Below are 15,447 nucleotides of genomic sequence, written 5' to 3' on the forward strand. Positions count from 1 at the left end.
GTTTGCCTGATGATTTAACCGTCTAAAAAAGTCATGGTTGATTCTATAAAATTAATCAAATGTGAACAAACGAAATGCTGTTAAATTTTACAAAAAAAACGCGTCATTTTTTGCGTATTCAATATACGTTATTTTTCTTCTTTACGGTGACTTTATTAACATTTAATCCTGTGTTTGCTTCGCAAAATTTAGCACCTGTAAGGCTTTCGTCACTCAGTGGTTTTGATGTTGAATTTGCGCCGATTCAAAAAACAGAGTTTATTAACGGGCAAAGTTTAATTGGTGAAGTCAATTTCAAACCTGGGGTCAATTATACGGTGCTGTTTGCGTTTGATGTACAGCAGGTTCGTTACTTATACCCTAACGGCAGCATGGTTGAAAAGGGCGCCACTATTGCAAGCGTTGAGGGCAGTGATGTACACCATTTTTTAGATGCCTATCAATCAGCAAAAGACATGCTCGCTATTGCTAAAAGCCATTACGACATAAACCAACAACACTTAAAAAACAAAATAATAAGAAGTTCTGAATGGGTTGAAATCACAAAAAGCTATTTTGAAGCCAAGCTAAATTTTGAACATATGCAACATCAAATGGCATTTTTAAACATTGATGATAATGAAAACGTGACCTTAGTGAGTCCAAAAACGGGTATTTTAAAACTCACTAATGAGTCGGGAAACCGTGTGATGGGTGACACCGCGTTTGATATTATCGATGCAAGTAGTATTCGCGTTAAGATTAAAGTCCCTCTTAGTTTTTCCAACACGTTAGCGCATTTCAAGCTGTCAGAAAGTTGCAGCTTAAATATTGAGAGCTATGACAGTATTGCAGATAAATACCATCAAATAGTGTGGGCGTCGCCAAGCTCAAATGAGTGCCAGCTGACACTGGGGCAAACTATCAAAGTCACACCGGTAAATAAATTAACGGGCTTTAAAATAGCAAAGTCAGCGGTGTTTGAATTTGAAGATGTTAATTACATTGCTTTAAAGTCTGGCGATAAGCTTGAGTTACTGCCGATTGAGCTCAAAGGTACACAAGGCAAAGACTATGTATTTACTGCTAACAAAAACCTAGATGATCAGCAGGTACTAATAAGCTCGGTAAGTGCGCTACAGGGTATGTTGCTTCACTTAGGGAGAGAGTAAATGTTAAACCAGCTTATTAAGTTTTCACTTACTCAGCGTTTGTTTGTTAGTATTTTTGTTATTGTTGCTATGGCCATTGGTGCTAAATCTTGGTTAAATATTCCAGTGGATGCTTTTCCAGAAATATCGCCCACCCAAGTTAAAATAGTTTACAAATTACCCGGCATGAACGCCCTTGAAATAGAATCGCAAGTAACACGGGTGATTGAAACCGAATTACTGGGTATTCCGTCACAGCAAATGCTGCGCTCTACCACTAAGTATTCTATTACCGATATTACCATTGACTTTGAAGAGGGCACCGACATTTATTGGGCCCGTCAGCAAGTGAATGAGCGTTTATTAAATATTTTGCCCACCTTGCCCAGTAATATTAGTGGCGGCATGGCGCCAATGAGCACGCCTTTGAGCGAGGTGTTCATGTTTACTATAGAAAGTACTCACTTATCGTTGATTGAAAAAAGAGAGCTTTTAGATTGGCAAATTCGTCCATTACTGCGCACTGTAACCGGCGTTGCAGATGTAAATAGCCTTGGCGGCTTTTCAAAAACCTATGAAATACTTCCCAATACTTTATTGATGCAACAGCATCAAGTCAGCTTTGATGAAATGAAGTTGGCAATCACGCAAACGAATCAAAACGGTGGCATAGGGCGCTTAGAAAAAGGCAACGACACCTTAATTCTGCGCACTGAGGGCAAATACACCGATATAACCGCCATTGAAAATACCGTGATTAAGTCCACTCAAAATAAGGTTATTCGGTTAAGTGATATTGCCACGGTACATGTTGGCAGTTTAACCCGTTATGGCGCAGTCACTAAAAACAGTGAAGAGGCGGTACAAGGGCTTATAATTGCGCTTAAAAATAGTAATACAGCGCAAGTTGTTGCAGATGTAAAAGATAAACTTCGCACCATTGAAGCTTCATTACCGCAAGGCACAAAAATTAATGTGTTTTACGACCGCTCTAACTTAATAAATACCGCAATTAGCACCATTACCAGCGCACTAGGCCAAGCAATTATTCTAGTAATAGTGTTACTTGCCTTGTTTTTAGGTGATATTCGCTCTTCATTGGTGGTGTCTTTGTCTTTACCTATGTCGGCATTGCTGACGTTTATAATGATGAAGCAGTTTGATTTATCGGCTAATTTAATGAGTTTAGGCGGCTTAGTGATTGCCATTGGTATGCTGGTGGACTCATCGGTAGTTATTGTTGAAAACATAGTGAATCGGTTGGCTAACAATCAGCACCTCCCTCGGCTGCATGTTATTTATCGCGCATGTAAAGAAGTCGCGGCGCCAGTGTTCTCAGGCACAATTATTATTATTATCGTGTTTTCACCGCTATTAATGTTAACAGGGTTAGAGGGCAAGTTATTTACCCCAGTGGCGCTCACTATCGTGTTTGCCATGCTAAGTGCGCTGTTGTTGTCGTTAACGGTTATTCCAATTTTAGCCTCATTGTTATTAAAAAATGAACCCGTAACCCAGCCTAAAATGGTGACTCTATTACAAGGTTTTTATACTAAAACACTTGCTCGTGCAATTAAAAAGCCGGTGGCAATAAGTGTTGTATCGGTCGCTGTTTTAGTGCTCAGTGGGGTGTTATTTCAGGGGCTTGGTAAAAGCTTTATGCCCGTTTTAGATGAAGGCGACATTATTGTACAACTGGAAAAATCGCCGAGTATTTCCTTGCAAGCCTCGCTGGATATCGATAAACAAATTGAAGCCACACTGTTAAAAAACACCCCAGAAATCGTACAAATTGTTGCCCGTACCGGCTCCGATGAACTCGGGCTTGATCCTATGGGGTTAAACGAAACCGATGTATTTATGGAATTAGCGCCAAAAGATACGTGGCGTTTTGACTCCAAAGTGCTGCTAATCGAGGATATTCGACAAACACTTGCGCAATTTCCAGGAGTAAATATTGGCTTTACTCAGCCAATACAAATGCGGGTATCAGAAATGCTCACCGGTGGCACCGGTGATATTTCGATTAAAGTATTCGGTAATGGCATTGCGACACTTGCCTCATTAGCTGAAAAAATCACTGCACTTGCCACTAATATTGACGGCGCAAGTGATGTGCAAATGGCGCTTATTGAAGGGGGGAAATATGTAAATATTAAACTTATTCCTGAGGTTGCTAGTCAGTTTGGTTTTACCACCGAAGGATTAAGCGATTATTTAAAGTCGCAATTAGAAGGCCTACAGGTATCGGCACTGCAAGAAGGAAACCGCGTGATCCCTATTGTGTTTAATGCACAAAAAGGCGAAAGCGCAGCACACTTTGAGTTGTCGTCAATGAGCGCATTAAAGCAAAAGCTAATTTTAATGCCCGACAACAGCCTACTACCACTTGAAGAGGTGGCTAATATTAGCTTTAAAACGGGGCCATTGTTAATAGAGCGAGAAAAAGCAAAGCGCTTTGCTTCTGTAAGCGTTAATGTGGATAACCGCGATGTGGTTAGTTATGTAAATGAACTGGAAGCTAAAATTAATAGCAGCATAAAGTTACCCAGTGGTTTTACCTTGTCGTTTGGTGGCGAAGTTGAAAGCCAGCAACGTGCAACACAAAACTTGCTGGTGCTTATTCCTGTGGCATTAATACTGATTTTCATTATTTTATTTACCACGTTTAAATCGTTATCTAAATCAACGCTGATAATTGCTAATATTCCGTTTGCATTAATGGGGGGAGTGATTGCCCTATTTATTAGTAATGAATACCTCTCGGTGCCTGCATCGGTTGGTTTTGTTGCTTTACTTGGCGTAGCGGTACTCAATGGTATTGTGATGATCAGCTACTTTGAGCAAATGAAAATGTTTTCTGCCAATGTAACGCAGCGCATTTTAGATGGCGCAAGCAGACGCCTTCGCCCAGTGTTAATGACAGCCACAACCGCCATGTTTGGTTTACTGCCACTGGTATTTGCCACCGGCCCTGGCGCTGAGATTCAAAAACCATTGGCAATTGTGGTTATTGGCGGGTTAATTACCTCAACAATTACAACACTTTATTTATTACCTATCTTTTATGGTTGGTTGGAGAAAAAACATGGCTGAACAGTTACTTTTTACCCTAAATGTACCCACAAACATAAAAGATGACGTGGTTGATATATTAATTGGCATAGACTGCATTACCGGCTTTAACTTAAAAAACATTGAAGGCTACAGTAAAGAGCACAGTGAATTTGACATTGCCGAGCAAGTAGAAGGGCATCGCAGCTTTTATCAGTTTGAGGTGCATATATTATTACCTGAACTTGCCGTAGTAAAAACGGCGTTAAGCCCTGTTTGTAAGTACACGCCGTTAAAATATTGGGTTACGCCTATAGTTGAAAGCGGGCATATTGTTTAGCTTTTTGTATTAGGTTTATTTTATAAGCTACTTCAATTGGATTGATATTTGAGCTTATTTAATTGATCTTAACAACTTATCAATGTTTAATGAGGCGATATGTCTTAACTGATTTTTATTATGCACTTTCTCAATAAGTACTTCTTACTTAACGATCATCATACTGCCCATGATGAAGTCGCACACTGGCGGGTGAGTGCACTACGGATAATTTTAACGCTCGTTACTTTGCTCTGTTTTTTGGTCGTTTGTTATACATACACCCGCGCAATTGAATTTAACCTAATTTATATTGCAGTTATTACTATTAGTTTTTTCACTATTGCTTTTAGTCTTTTATTAGCAAGTAAGCGATTTTACACATTTAGTGCAAATGCACTTCTATTAACTATCGTTGCCGGTAGTTTATCAATGAATTTATTTTTAACTGACTTAGAGCTTGCCAAGGTGGGTTCTATGTTTATGTATTCATGTCCCATCATTGCTCTTATGCTACTCGGTTACAGAACGGCTTTGGCCTACGGTATTTTAAACATCATACCTTTTTACATGATTATTAATAATGTTGATTTATCCGGCTATTCAGGAATAGCAAGCCAATTACCAGAAGCTGACTTATATATTACAGGCCTGATATTTTTATTTTTTAATATTTGTATCCCACTTGCCACTGCGCGAACAATTGTTGCTGCCAAACGTTTAAACAAAACCATGTTAAATGCTAATAGCTTCCTTAAAGATAAAAACGAGCTTTATCGCACCTTATTTACTGAATCTAATAAAGCTAAAATTATTGTCGACGAAAATTTAGTAATTACAGATTTAAATCAACATGCTATTGAAATGTTTGGATTAAAAAACAGCTTGAAAGAAAAGGCTGTAAGAATTGATGGGTTATTCCCTGCACTTAATAGCAAAGAGTTAAATATAAAAAATCAAATCATAGAATATAAGAGTCGCTACTATAAGAGTAATTATCAGCAAATAGCAATGAGTACAAATTACCGAGTGTATGACTTTTATGATTGCACGCAAGAGCAGTTAATTAAACAAAACTTGTCTATGATGGAGCAAGAGAACAAACGTCTAAGGTTTAGAGACTCGCAGACAAAATTGCCTAATCGAGAGTGGTTTGAAATGCAATGCGATAGGTTAACGTCTAAATACCAAAAAGGGTTTTATATTGTCGTTACACAAAGCGCAAATAGTGAATATTTAAATTTAAAACTTAACAAAGCTGACTCGCAATCATTGCTAATTACTGCTTATAAGCGCTTAAAAGCAATGTCAGAGGGGCCTTTGCTTTGTGCGTCTATAGAAGGTGGCAAACTTGGCTTTATTATTGGTTCAAGCTCAAGTGAACAGCAAAACAAGTTATTAATACAAATTAAAAGCACCTTAGATCAAGCTTATGATGTGTTTGGTACTAATTACCAACAATCATTTTTATTTGGTTTTGCTAAGTGTCCTGAGCATGGTGAAAATAGTGCGATTGTTCTTAGTAATGCGTGTGAGGCGCTCAAACTCGCAGACTATAACTCGCCATTTAATGGTTACAATCAAAAACAATCACAGGCCTTTATGGAAAAGTATGAAATTTCCATGTTACTTGATGAAGCTTTGCAACAAAATGATCTGTCAGTACATTATCAACCTAAAGTGAATGCAAAAGGTGAATGTATAGGGCTTGAAGCATTAGCTCGTTGGCATAGCTCTGTACTTGGCAGTGTATCGCCCGCTGTATTTATTCCTATTGCAGAAGAGTATAGAATGATTAGCCGATTAACGGACTTAATTATTCAAAAAGTCTGCGCTCAAATTGCCCAATGGAGTAAAGTTGGTTTGCCACTTTTACCCGTAGCAATAAACATATCTTTACTCGATTTTAGCCAAGCTGATTTTATGTCAAAGTTGGTAAAATATTTGGCGGATTTTAATGTAAAACCGAATCAAATAGAATTAGAGCTTACTGAAACGTCACTTGAGGCTAACCAAGTTCACTCTCTAAAACTTATGCAAACTCTGCAAGATTGGGGGTTCACTATTACAGTGGATGATTTTGGTGTTGGATACTCGAATATTGCACGACTTGCTGATTATCCCATTGATAAACTTAAATTGGATCGCTCTTTAATAAGTAAGGTTACAAGCTCTACACGCCAAAAAAGCTTAGTTAAAGCCGTGCATGTGATGTGTGATGAACTTAATATTAAGTGTGTAGCCGAGGGAGTAGAAACCGAAGAACAGGTCCTAATAATGTCCGAAATGGGATGTAAAGAGTTTCAAGGCTATTACTTTTCTAAACCTATGAGTGCTCAGGTTTATGCTGAATATATAAATCAAAATGGTCTGCTTTTTACGACAAAAAACTTAGCTACGGCGAAAAGTAGCTGAATTTAACAACTAGGTTCTAGTGACCTTGTTGGATTGATATTTGTTTAAACTAGGGTAATAAACTCTTTGGTGTTAAATGCTGCTGAAATATCTCAGCAGCATTTTAGCTTTACTAGCTTATTCAAACACTCCTTTTATAACTGCATGGGTGTTTTGCACCATTAATGTGCCGTTAGCCCATACATACTCAGGGGTTAGGGTCTCTTTATCGAGAAGGACAACATCCGCGTCGCTCGCTGCTTTAAGACGGCCTTTATCAACTCCTAAAATATCGGCAGGATTACTGGTTATGCTCATTAAAGCGTGCTCAATAGGGACGTTATATTCTTTGACTGCTTGCTGAAACGAGGTTAATAAAGATGCCTCTTTGCCCACCTCAAGCCCTAATAAATTAAAGTCTTTATCAAAAATAGGTAAACTGGCATGGCCATCTGAGCTCATAGTGAGTTGATTTGGTGCTACGCCTTGTTTTAAGCAGTAGGCAAGGGCATGGGCTGCTGCATATTCACCATGGGCTAAATCATAGTCGGTTGTGCTGGTGGTAAAGTCGATAGTACCGCCCTGATCACAAAAGTGAATACCGGCATCAAGAAGTGCTTTATTGCGGTTCATATGCGTAGGGTAAAACTGTTTAAGCTTAATATCACTTTGCTCAGCCACCTGATGTAAAATAGTTAAATGGCTATCAACAGGACCGACATGAATACTCACGGTGCCTTTTTTACCACTGAGCATACCGGCTACTTTAGCCTCAGCTGCCAATTCTGCTAATTGCTGTACCGTAGGTTGGCTACTGCGATGATCAGAAATCGCCACTTCGCCAACACCTATAAACTCCTCTATATACATGATGTCGTCAGTAATTGAGTGGGTGAGTGTTTTCGCGGGTAAATGATACGAACCGGTATGGCAAAATACATTCAGCCCTTGCTCTTTAAGGCCTTTTGCTTTGGCAACCAAATTGGTCAGCGTACGTGAGCTTGAATCGGTACCCAGTGCGGCCACCACCGTGGTGGTGCCCGATAAGGTTGCATCGGTTAGGTTCATTTCAGGGGTGCGGCTGGCAAATCCAGCCTCGCCACCGCCACCGGTAATATGCACTAACGAATCAACAAACCCCGGCGCAACCAGCTTATTTTTACCGGCAATCCGTTTGACGAGTACACTGCTGTCGAGGGTTATATTTTCGTCAATAGCAATGATTTTACCACCGCCAATTAAAACATCTTGTGTGCCTAGGAAGGTGGGTGCATAAACGGTTGCACCTTGAATTAAAGTTAACATAACAAATTCTTTTTATTGATAATTAATAAAGTAAGCAAGAAATATAAAGCCGCTTGCTAATACAAAAAGTGCTAGGGCAAAGCGCCAAATAAACGCAGCCCATTCTCCCCAATCTAATTTCACGACCCCTAAACAACCAATTAAACTAGCTGAGGTGGGAATTAAAATGTTGGTTAATCCATCGCCTAATTGAAAGGCCAATACCACAATTTGCCTTGATACATTGAGCAAATCGCCAAGTGGAGACATCAGTGGCATAGTGATGGCAGCTTGCCCTGAACCCGATGAAACAAAAAAGTTAAATACACTTTGAAACACCAGCATTCCCCAAGCTGCAATGTAATCTGGCACACTGGCTATGCTGCTTGCACAGTAATAAAGCAGGGTGTTAAGGGTTGAGGGAGTGGTTAAATCACTACCCCCTAATAGTAATACAATGCCTTTAGCCAATGCGACCAATAACGCCGCTGGCAATAATTCTTGTGCACCGTGTTTAAACGCATCCGCGCACTCATTCGCGGTTAGCTTTTTAAACACGATGGCAATTATTGCACTGATAAGGCCAATGCAAAAAAACTGTGCAGCAAGCTCAGGAATATAATATTGGCGCGCCATCACCCCCCATACAACCCAAGCTATGCCCAATACAAACACTAATAATGTGAGTGCATCGGCTAGGCTAAGTTTAATTGTTGGCTGATCACCCGTTTTTTGGGGTTGTGTTTTTATCCGTTTTGCATAGCGCATAGTAAACACAAGGCCTACAAGGGTAAAACAAGCCCATGCTAACATACGAAAGCCCGCACCTGAAAACACTGGGATTTCAGCTATCGATTGCGCTATAGCAATGCTAAAAGGGTTCATCCATGAGGTGGCAAAGCCTATTTGCGTGGCCACATAAGTTGTAAGTACAGTGACTTTAGCGTCGTAGCCAAGTTGTTGCATAATAGGGAGCAGCACAATACAAAAGGCAATAGCCTCTTCACCCATACCAAATACCGCGCCGCCTAACGAAAATAGTAAAAACAGTAAGGGAATAAACAGCCATTCAACCCGCTGGGTTTTATTAATAAGTGCCATAATGCCGTTATTAATCGCACCGGTTTTCATAATAATGCCAAAGGCACCGCCAGTGATTAAAATAAACGCCATTACGCCAATCGCTGCACCATATTTATCACCCGACACGAGGCCTTCAAACAATACATTAGCTAAACCAATCTCTCCACCTTGTGCAAAAACAGGTGGTGATTGTTGGTCGTTAACTGCTTGATATTGTGAAAGCTGCACAGTATGGCTGTCAGGCTCTGCATTAAATACCCCAGGGGTAATAAATACCGTGGCCATATAGGCAATCACTGCCACGCAAAGCAAAATGATGCTTGCATCGGGCATAGAAAATTGTTTTTGTTTCATAATTTCACTTTAATAAAAGGTCATTGTGTTGATGCGTAAATAAACGCTTAAACGTACTTTAGCACTTAATAGGCAGTGTCACTGTAGCCATGACCTGTAATAAAAGGAATGCCGCAAAGCGTTTGCTTTGCGGCTAAGCGGTTAAAAACGGTAGCTAATACTTAATTTGTAATTAGCACCTAGGGCATTATGGTTGATTGAATCAAAGCCACGGCTTGAACCATAAAGTGTGGGTGGCTCTTTATCAAAAATATTATTGATGCGCGCGCGCAAAGTCAGTGATTTATTAACATAGTAACCCGCTGATAAATCCCAAACGAGCCAGTCATCAACCTGATGCTCACCTTTTGAGTCTAATACGCCAAGTGAATCTAGCTCATCAATTTCACGGCTACGCAGGCCTTCTATATCATCTTCGTAGCTGCTGGTGTAGTTTGCACCTAAGTTAAGGTAGTAACTTTGCGCTTCCCAATCTATTGACATACGCGCAATATTTTCAGGATAACGATATGTACCCACTAGCTTTTCAATTGAGTCTGAGCCCGGTTTGTTGCGTTCAAATTCAAGGTAGTGAGTACCGTCAAAAGCGAAGGTTAAGTCGCCGCCAGATAACGCAAAGCGATGGTCAAATTTAATATCAATACCCGCTAACGTTTGTGTGCCGGTATTTTCAAGCGGAATGACATGGTCGCGGAATAAGGGTAAGTAGTCTTCACCAGGACGGGGATTAAAGTTATCTGGGTTTTTATCGCCAGCTTTGTTATCTTCATCAACATAGTTAGCTAAAATCTCAGTAAGATTAGCGCCATCTTGCTCGATATTTAAACCGCTATTGTCAAAGACACCACATAACTCATTTTCGTAAGAAATACCTTGCTCGCCTTCTGGGACAATACCGCAATGGCGCAGTGATGCATCAGTAATGGCGCGATCGAGTACTGCAGTCATGTTGGTATCAATCACTTCTTCGTGATCAAACTGCCAATAATCAACGGTTAAGTTAGTATCAGCGCTTGGGCTCCAGGCAAAGCCAACACTAATAGCCTCAGATTCCTCAGCTTTAAGGGCTTGATTACCAAGTTCGAGCGAGTTAACGCTTACCTCAGTACCTTCAGCCATACAGTAAAGATCAGACACCGCTTGGTTTGCACCACAGTCAAAAGTAGATTGTGTGGTTCTTAATTTAACGCCAGCCTGTGTTAATGATGGTGCTCTAAACGAGGTTGACCATGAACCACGAACAACTAACGAATCAGTTGGGCGATAGCTCAAACCTATTTTAGGATTAAAGGTGCCACCAAAATCATCGTAATGATCGTATCGACCTGCTGCTTGCAGCTCTATTTGCTCTGTGAGTGAAATACTTAATTCAGCAAACGCTGCATATTGAGTGCGATCGGCTTCTGATAAACTAGAGCCAAAGCCAAATACATCAACAAGATAGTCTTTATCTGCTTGAGCTTGTGAATCAAGCGAAGGAATGTCGCTTAGCTCTTCACGGCGTGCTTCTACCCCAAATGAGGCATAGGCAGGTAGGTCGTTAAAGGTAAATAGCTCACCATTAAAATTAGCATCCCAGCCGTAAACTGTACTTTCTCCGCTGCGTGTTGGGCGAGCTTGCGCTGTTGCCAAAACGGCATCATTAGCGGCGTCGCCTTGAAGGAAAGGGTTGTAAAAAGGCAGCAGTTCTCCCGATGCACAGTTTAAGTCAGTACCGTCATAACTTGCCAGCGTACCGTCTGAACATAGCTCGCCGGTGATAGCGCCATGAAACTGGTAACGATTATAAACTCCTGCAATCGCTTCTTGCTCTGAACGTGAGCGAGAAAAGGTTACCCCAGATTCCCAACCCCAATCACCAATTTCACCACTTAGACTGCTTACCAAGCGAAAGTTTTTCGTTTCTACTTCCACCGTTCTTGGGGCATTAAAGCGCGCATCAAATGCAAAACCATACACTTCTCGACCACTTTGGGTATCAAATGGGTCAATGTAGAGTTGATCTAATAAATCATTACTACCATCGGCATTATCGTAAATAAATAAGGCGTCTTCTAAAACATACGGGCCATCGTCGTCATTAATTTGGTTAATAGGTGAGGGCGATGAATACGCTTTTGCTTTGGTTTGACTGTAAAAAAAGTCAGTATGCCATTGCATACCACCAAGCTCACTATTAAACATAAAGCCGGTTGAAAGGCTTTCAAATGGCGTTTCTAGGTAATCATCTTGATTAGGGTAGTAAGCACAAATTTGTTCATCAAATTCAGTAGTAACTAATTCGGTTTTGCAGTTTGGTGATGGAAGTTCGTTACCATCTCGGCTGCTGAAATAATAAATATTAGGTGAGTTCTCCAGCTTAGGTAAATAGGAGTAACCATTCACTAAAGAGGGAGAGGCCGTGTAATTACGATCGGTCGCTTTAAAAGCGTTACGGTCATATATATCAGCAAATACCGTTAAGTTACTTTCGCCTATTTTTGTACCATAAACTAAGTTTAATTGTTTTTTACTTTCGTCATGCTGATCAAAGCTATCGGCAAACGAAGTATTGATTTCAGCGCCTTCAAAATCATCTTTTAAAATGTAGTTAATAACACCCGCTACAGCATCGGCACCATAAACGGCTGATGCACCGGTGGCTAAAATATCAATACGTTCAATGGCCGCTAGCGGAATAGAATTCACATCTACAAAGTTTTCAGTACCTGCAGCAAATGAACTAGGCGCAACTCGGCGACCATTTATTAATGTCAGCGTTGCTGATGGCCCCATGCCTCTTAAGCTCGCTGCTGATTGACCCGCTGGTGTTGAGGTAGACGTACCGCCACTTTCAGAGGTTGAAAATGTGCCGCTTCCGCCCTTAAAAACAGATAAATCTTTGAGTAATTCATGAATGGTATTAGCGCCAGAGCGTTTGATTGCATCTTGGTCTAGTACGGTTAATGGGATAGTTCCCTCAAGATCAACGCCTTTTAAGCGAGATCCTGTTACTTCTACTCGTTCAATGTTGGTGTCGGTGTTGGTTTCTTGTGCATGTGCAAAAGTGATCGGGTTCAGTAATGCGCTTACTGTGGCCGCAATTGTTAGTTGACGAAACATCTTAAATACCTTTTGTCTTTTTAAGCGCACAAAAACATACAAACAGATCTGTGGCTTTTAATTGTTATATTTTTAGACAGGGCAGTGGTGAAATGACACGCTAAGCCCCTCACTGTGAAAAAGTGAGGTGGTGGGCTACTCGTCAAACCACTCCGAAAGGTAGTGTGGTGAGTAGAAATATGTTGTAAGCAAACGTGCTTTTTTAAACATAATTCTCATTCCAAAAGGTTTTTGACAAAGCCAGCAAAGGGGTGCTAGCTTACTCGCGTTTTAAAGTTCCTTTTTTTTATAGCAAGTGAGAGACGCTCTCGCAAGTTATTTCTTATAATTTTTTACATGAGTATAACATAATGGAACGAATATATTTACCAAACAAACGGTTAGCTAAATCGCGCATAATAACGGCTGTTTTTTCGTTTTTTATTGCTTTTTCGCTGCAGTTAAGCGCAAAAGAATCTGAACAAACGTTAGTATTAGTCGGCGGTGCACTCACAACGTGTGCTAGTTTAAGCCCTAAAAATTGTGAAAAAAACACACAAATTCCAGGTAAAATACATAATGTATTTGCGCTCTCCCACGCTAAAATTAGTCAAATAAAGCAACAATGGCCAAGTAAAAATACGCAAGCTAAAAACAAAACTATTAAAAATTTAGCAACAATGCAGGCTAAATCATCACCCACATTGTCAAAAAAAGAGCTGTTATGGTTATGGCGCGATATTGATAGTAAACAGCTCAATAGTTTAACGGATCAAGAATACAATTTTGTAATAGATATGCTTGAAGTAGCGCAGCTGCAGGGCGACAATACGCGACTAAAAGAGCAGGTCAATACCGCGCTTAATAGCGAATCCGCTGCGACAGATATTTTGCAATTTATATCGGGCAGTTTAAAAGTAAAAAGTACTAACCCGAGCATACTAGCTATTACCGCCTCAAGCAGAGACCCTTATGAATCTGCTGATTTTTACGAAGGATTACTTCGTTTTCCCAATATAAATTCACAATGGCTTGCATTAACTCCTGCGCTTGCTAAAGCAATAACCACCAATAAATGTGATGATTTAAACACGCTTAGGCACTCTGAAATGGGGCTATATCAACGTGAACATATTTATCCTGATCGCACTCAAGCAGAATATTTGCTGTGTAAAAGTGGCACAGACGCCCTAGTGCAGCTAATCAAAAATAGTACCGGTGTTATGTTTAATGGCGGCGATCAAAGCTTAACGCGCAAGGTATTGTTTGATGAAAATAATCAGCCATATCCATGGACAAAAGCGTTACAGTCTCGCCCTGTTGTTGTAGGTACAAGTGCAGGCACCGCAGTGCAAAGTGGCGGGCAAGCGCACGGTGGTAATGTGGTTATGATCACTAATGGCACAAGTTTATCGGCATTGAAAGAAGGCGCGCAAGCCATTGATGCACCCAGTGAGCGCTCAAACAGCGATAGTTTAACTTACAACCGCTTTGGGGGTTTAGGCACATTTAGTTACGGTGTACTCGATACACACTTTAGCGAGCGAAACCGTACATTAAGACTAGGCACTTTGCTCGACAGCCTTGGTGCAAATCAAGCTCAACCCGCATTTGGTTTTGGTGTAGACGAAACCACCGCCTTAGTGGTTATTAAATCTGAATCAGGGAATTTAATGACCGTAATTGGTAAAAATGGTGTGGTGATGGTTAAATCAACAGGGCAGGCTCAGGCTGAAACTAAAACCTACAGTTACTCGTACTGGCCTGCTGGCAGTGTGATTGATATTAAAAATAATGATTTTACCTTAAGTCAGCGCAGTATTAGCCAAGCATTGCCAGCAATTAAAATACCGCCTTTGCCGGTTCAGCGTTTCGGCAGTATTTTAACGGATGCCAAATTGCGCTCTTTAACGCAAGCCATGTGCTTGAGCCAAGAACAAACAGCTGTTGGTCAGCAAGATGCGTTTATTATTAGTCTATCAACTAAGCCTGAGTCGGCTTATCACCGTATTAGTGCTGAGCAGTATGGCTGTGCGGTGAGTAATTTAGAAATTTCAGTGAGTACCTTTTAATTTAATTAAACACGCTGCTTAGTTGATTTTAGATTAAGCGGCCATACTATATTTAAAGTGTGTTATTAAATCACAACAAAAGGAAGGTTCATGAGTAAAGTAGCGGTTATTTATTTTTCTGGATATGGCCATACCAAAAAAGTGGCGGAATTTGTGGCTGATGGAGCAAACGCTCAGCTTATTGCAATCGATGAAAATGGTGATATTAAAGACACCGATTGGGATGCATTAAACAATGCAGACGCCATTATTTTTGGCGCACCTACCTATATGGGCTCATACCCTTGGCAGTTTAAAAAGTTTGTCGATGCCACCTCTAAAGTGTGGTTTACCATGGGTTGGAAAGATAAAGTGTTTGGCGGTTTTACTAATAGCGGCAGCCTAAATGGCGACAAACAAGTCACCCTAATTAGTATGCAAACGTTAGCTTCACAGCATGGTGGAATTTGGGTAAGCCTAGGGTTACCACCCGCCAATAAATTGGAATCAACCCGTCAAGACATCAATAACTTAGGCGGTTCGGTTGGCGTATTAGTACAATCACCTACTGATGCTGACGAAACGGCTATTCCATCAGGCGATTTAGAAACGGCTCGTTTATACGGTGAGCGCGTTGCTGAAATAGCAAAACGATTAAAGTAAAAATGACCTAAATTAAGTTTATTTAATCCGTAAA

General features: G+C 40.5%; 9 protein-coding genes. 6 read left to right on the forward strand and 3 right to left on the reverse strand.

All coding sequences use genetic code 11. The features are described 5' to 3' along the window. Positions 1-110 precede the first annotated feature (110 nt). From N523_RS0117740 to N523_RS19440, 4 genes are all read left to right on the forward strand, one after another. Positions 111-1,151, forward strand: coding sequence for a hypothetical protein (locus N523_RS0117740; RefSeq protein ID WP_231485862.1), 1,041 nt, complete (start codon positions 111-113; stop codon positions 1,149-1,151). Further along, positions 1,152-4,226 carry an efflux RND transporter permease subunit gene (locus N523_RS0117745; RefSeq protein WP_028835801.1) on the forward strand — a complete coding sequence of 1,025 codons (3,075 nt, stop codon included), beginning with the start codon at positions 1,152-1,154 and terminating at the stop codon, positions 4,224-4,226. Next, positions 4,219-4,524, forward strand: a complete 306-nt coding sequence (locus tag N523_RS0117750; protein WP_028835800.1) for a DUF3240 family protein — start codon at positions 4,219-4,221, stop codon at positions 4,522-4,524. The genes N523_RS0117745 and N523_RS0117750 overlap by 8 nt, the downstream gene beginning before the upstream one ends. 120 nt (positions 4,525-4,644) lie before the next feature. Then, complete coding sequence (locus N523_RS19440) at positions 4,645-6,918, forward strand: EAL domain-containing protein (protein ID WP_016899758.1); 2,274 nt, start codon at positions 4,645-4,647, stop codon at positions 6,916-6,918. 117 nt (positions 6,919-7,035) lie between these two features. Here N523_RS19440 and iadA read toward each other — a convergent pair whose 3' ends face one another. From iadA to N523_RS0117770, 3 genes are all read right to left on the reverse strand, one after another. Further along, positions 7,036-8,202, reverse strand: coding sequence for a beta-aspartyl-peptidase (gene iadA, locus N523_RS0117760; RefSeq protein ID WP_028835799.1), 1,167 nt, complete (start codon positions 8,200-8,202; stop codon positions 7,036-7,038). 12 nt (positions 8,203-8,214) lie between these two features. Continuing rightward, positions 8,215-9,618 (reverse strand): putative basic amino acid antiporter YfcC, encoded by a 1,404-nt coding sequence (gene yfcC, locus N523_RS0117765; protein WP_033102655.1) that lies wholly within the window; start codon positions 9,616-9,618, stop codon positions 8,215-8,217. A 141-nt stretch (positions 9,619-9,759) separates the two neighbouring features. Continuing rightward, complete coding sequence (locus N523_RS0117770; protein ID WP_028835798.1) at positions 9,760-12,720, reverse strand: TonB-dependent receptor domain-containing protein; 2,961 nt, start codon at positions 12,718-12,720, stop codon at positions 9,760-9,762. Between the two features lie 350 nt (positions 12,721-13,070). Here N523_RS0117770 and N523_RS0117775 point away from each other — a divergent pair, with 350 nt between their 5' ends. Together N523_RS0117775 and N523_RS0117780 are read left to right on the forward strand one after the other, a co-directional pair. Then, a complete protein-coding gene (locus N523_RS0117775; protein ID WP_028835797.1) occupies positions 13,071-14,771 on the forward strand; it encodes a cyanophycinase in 1,701 nt (566 codons plus the stop codon). 90 nt (positions 14,772-14,861) lie between these two features. Further along, complete coding sequence (locus N523_RS0117780) at positions 14,862-15,413, forward strand: flavodoxin family protein (protein WP_024601163.1); 552 nt, start codon at positions 14,862-14,864, stop codon at positions 15,411-15,413. Positions 15,414-15,447: the final 34 nt, after the last annotated feature.

The sequence above is a fragment of the Pseudoalteromonas sp. 23_GOM-1509m genome, from assembly GCF_000518425.1.
Lineage (GTDB): Bacteria > Pseudomonadota > Gammaproteobacteria > Enterobacterales > Alteromonadaceae > Pseudoalteromonas > Pseudoalteromonas tetraodonis.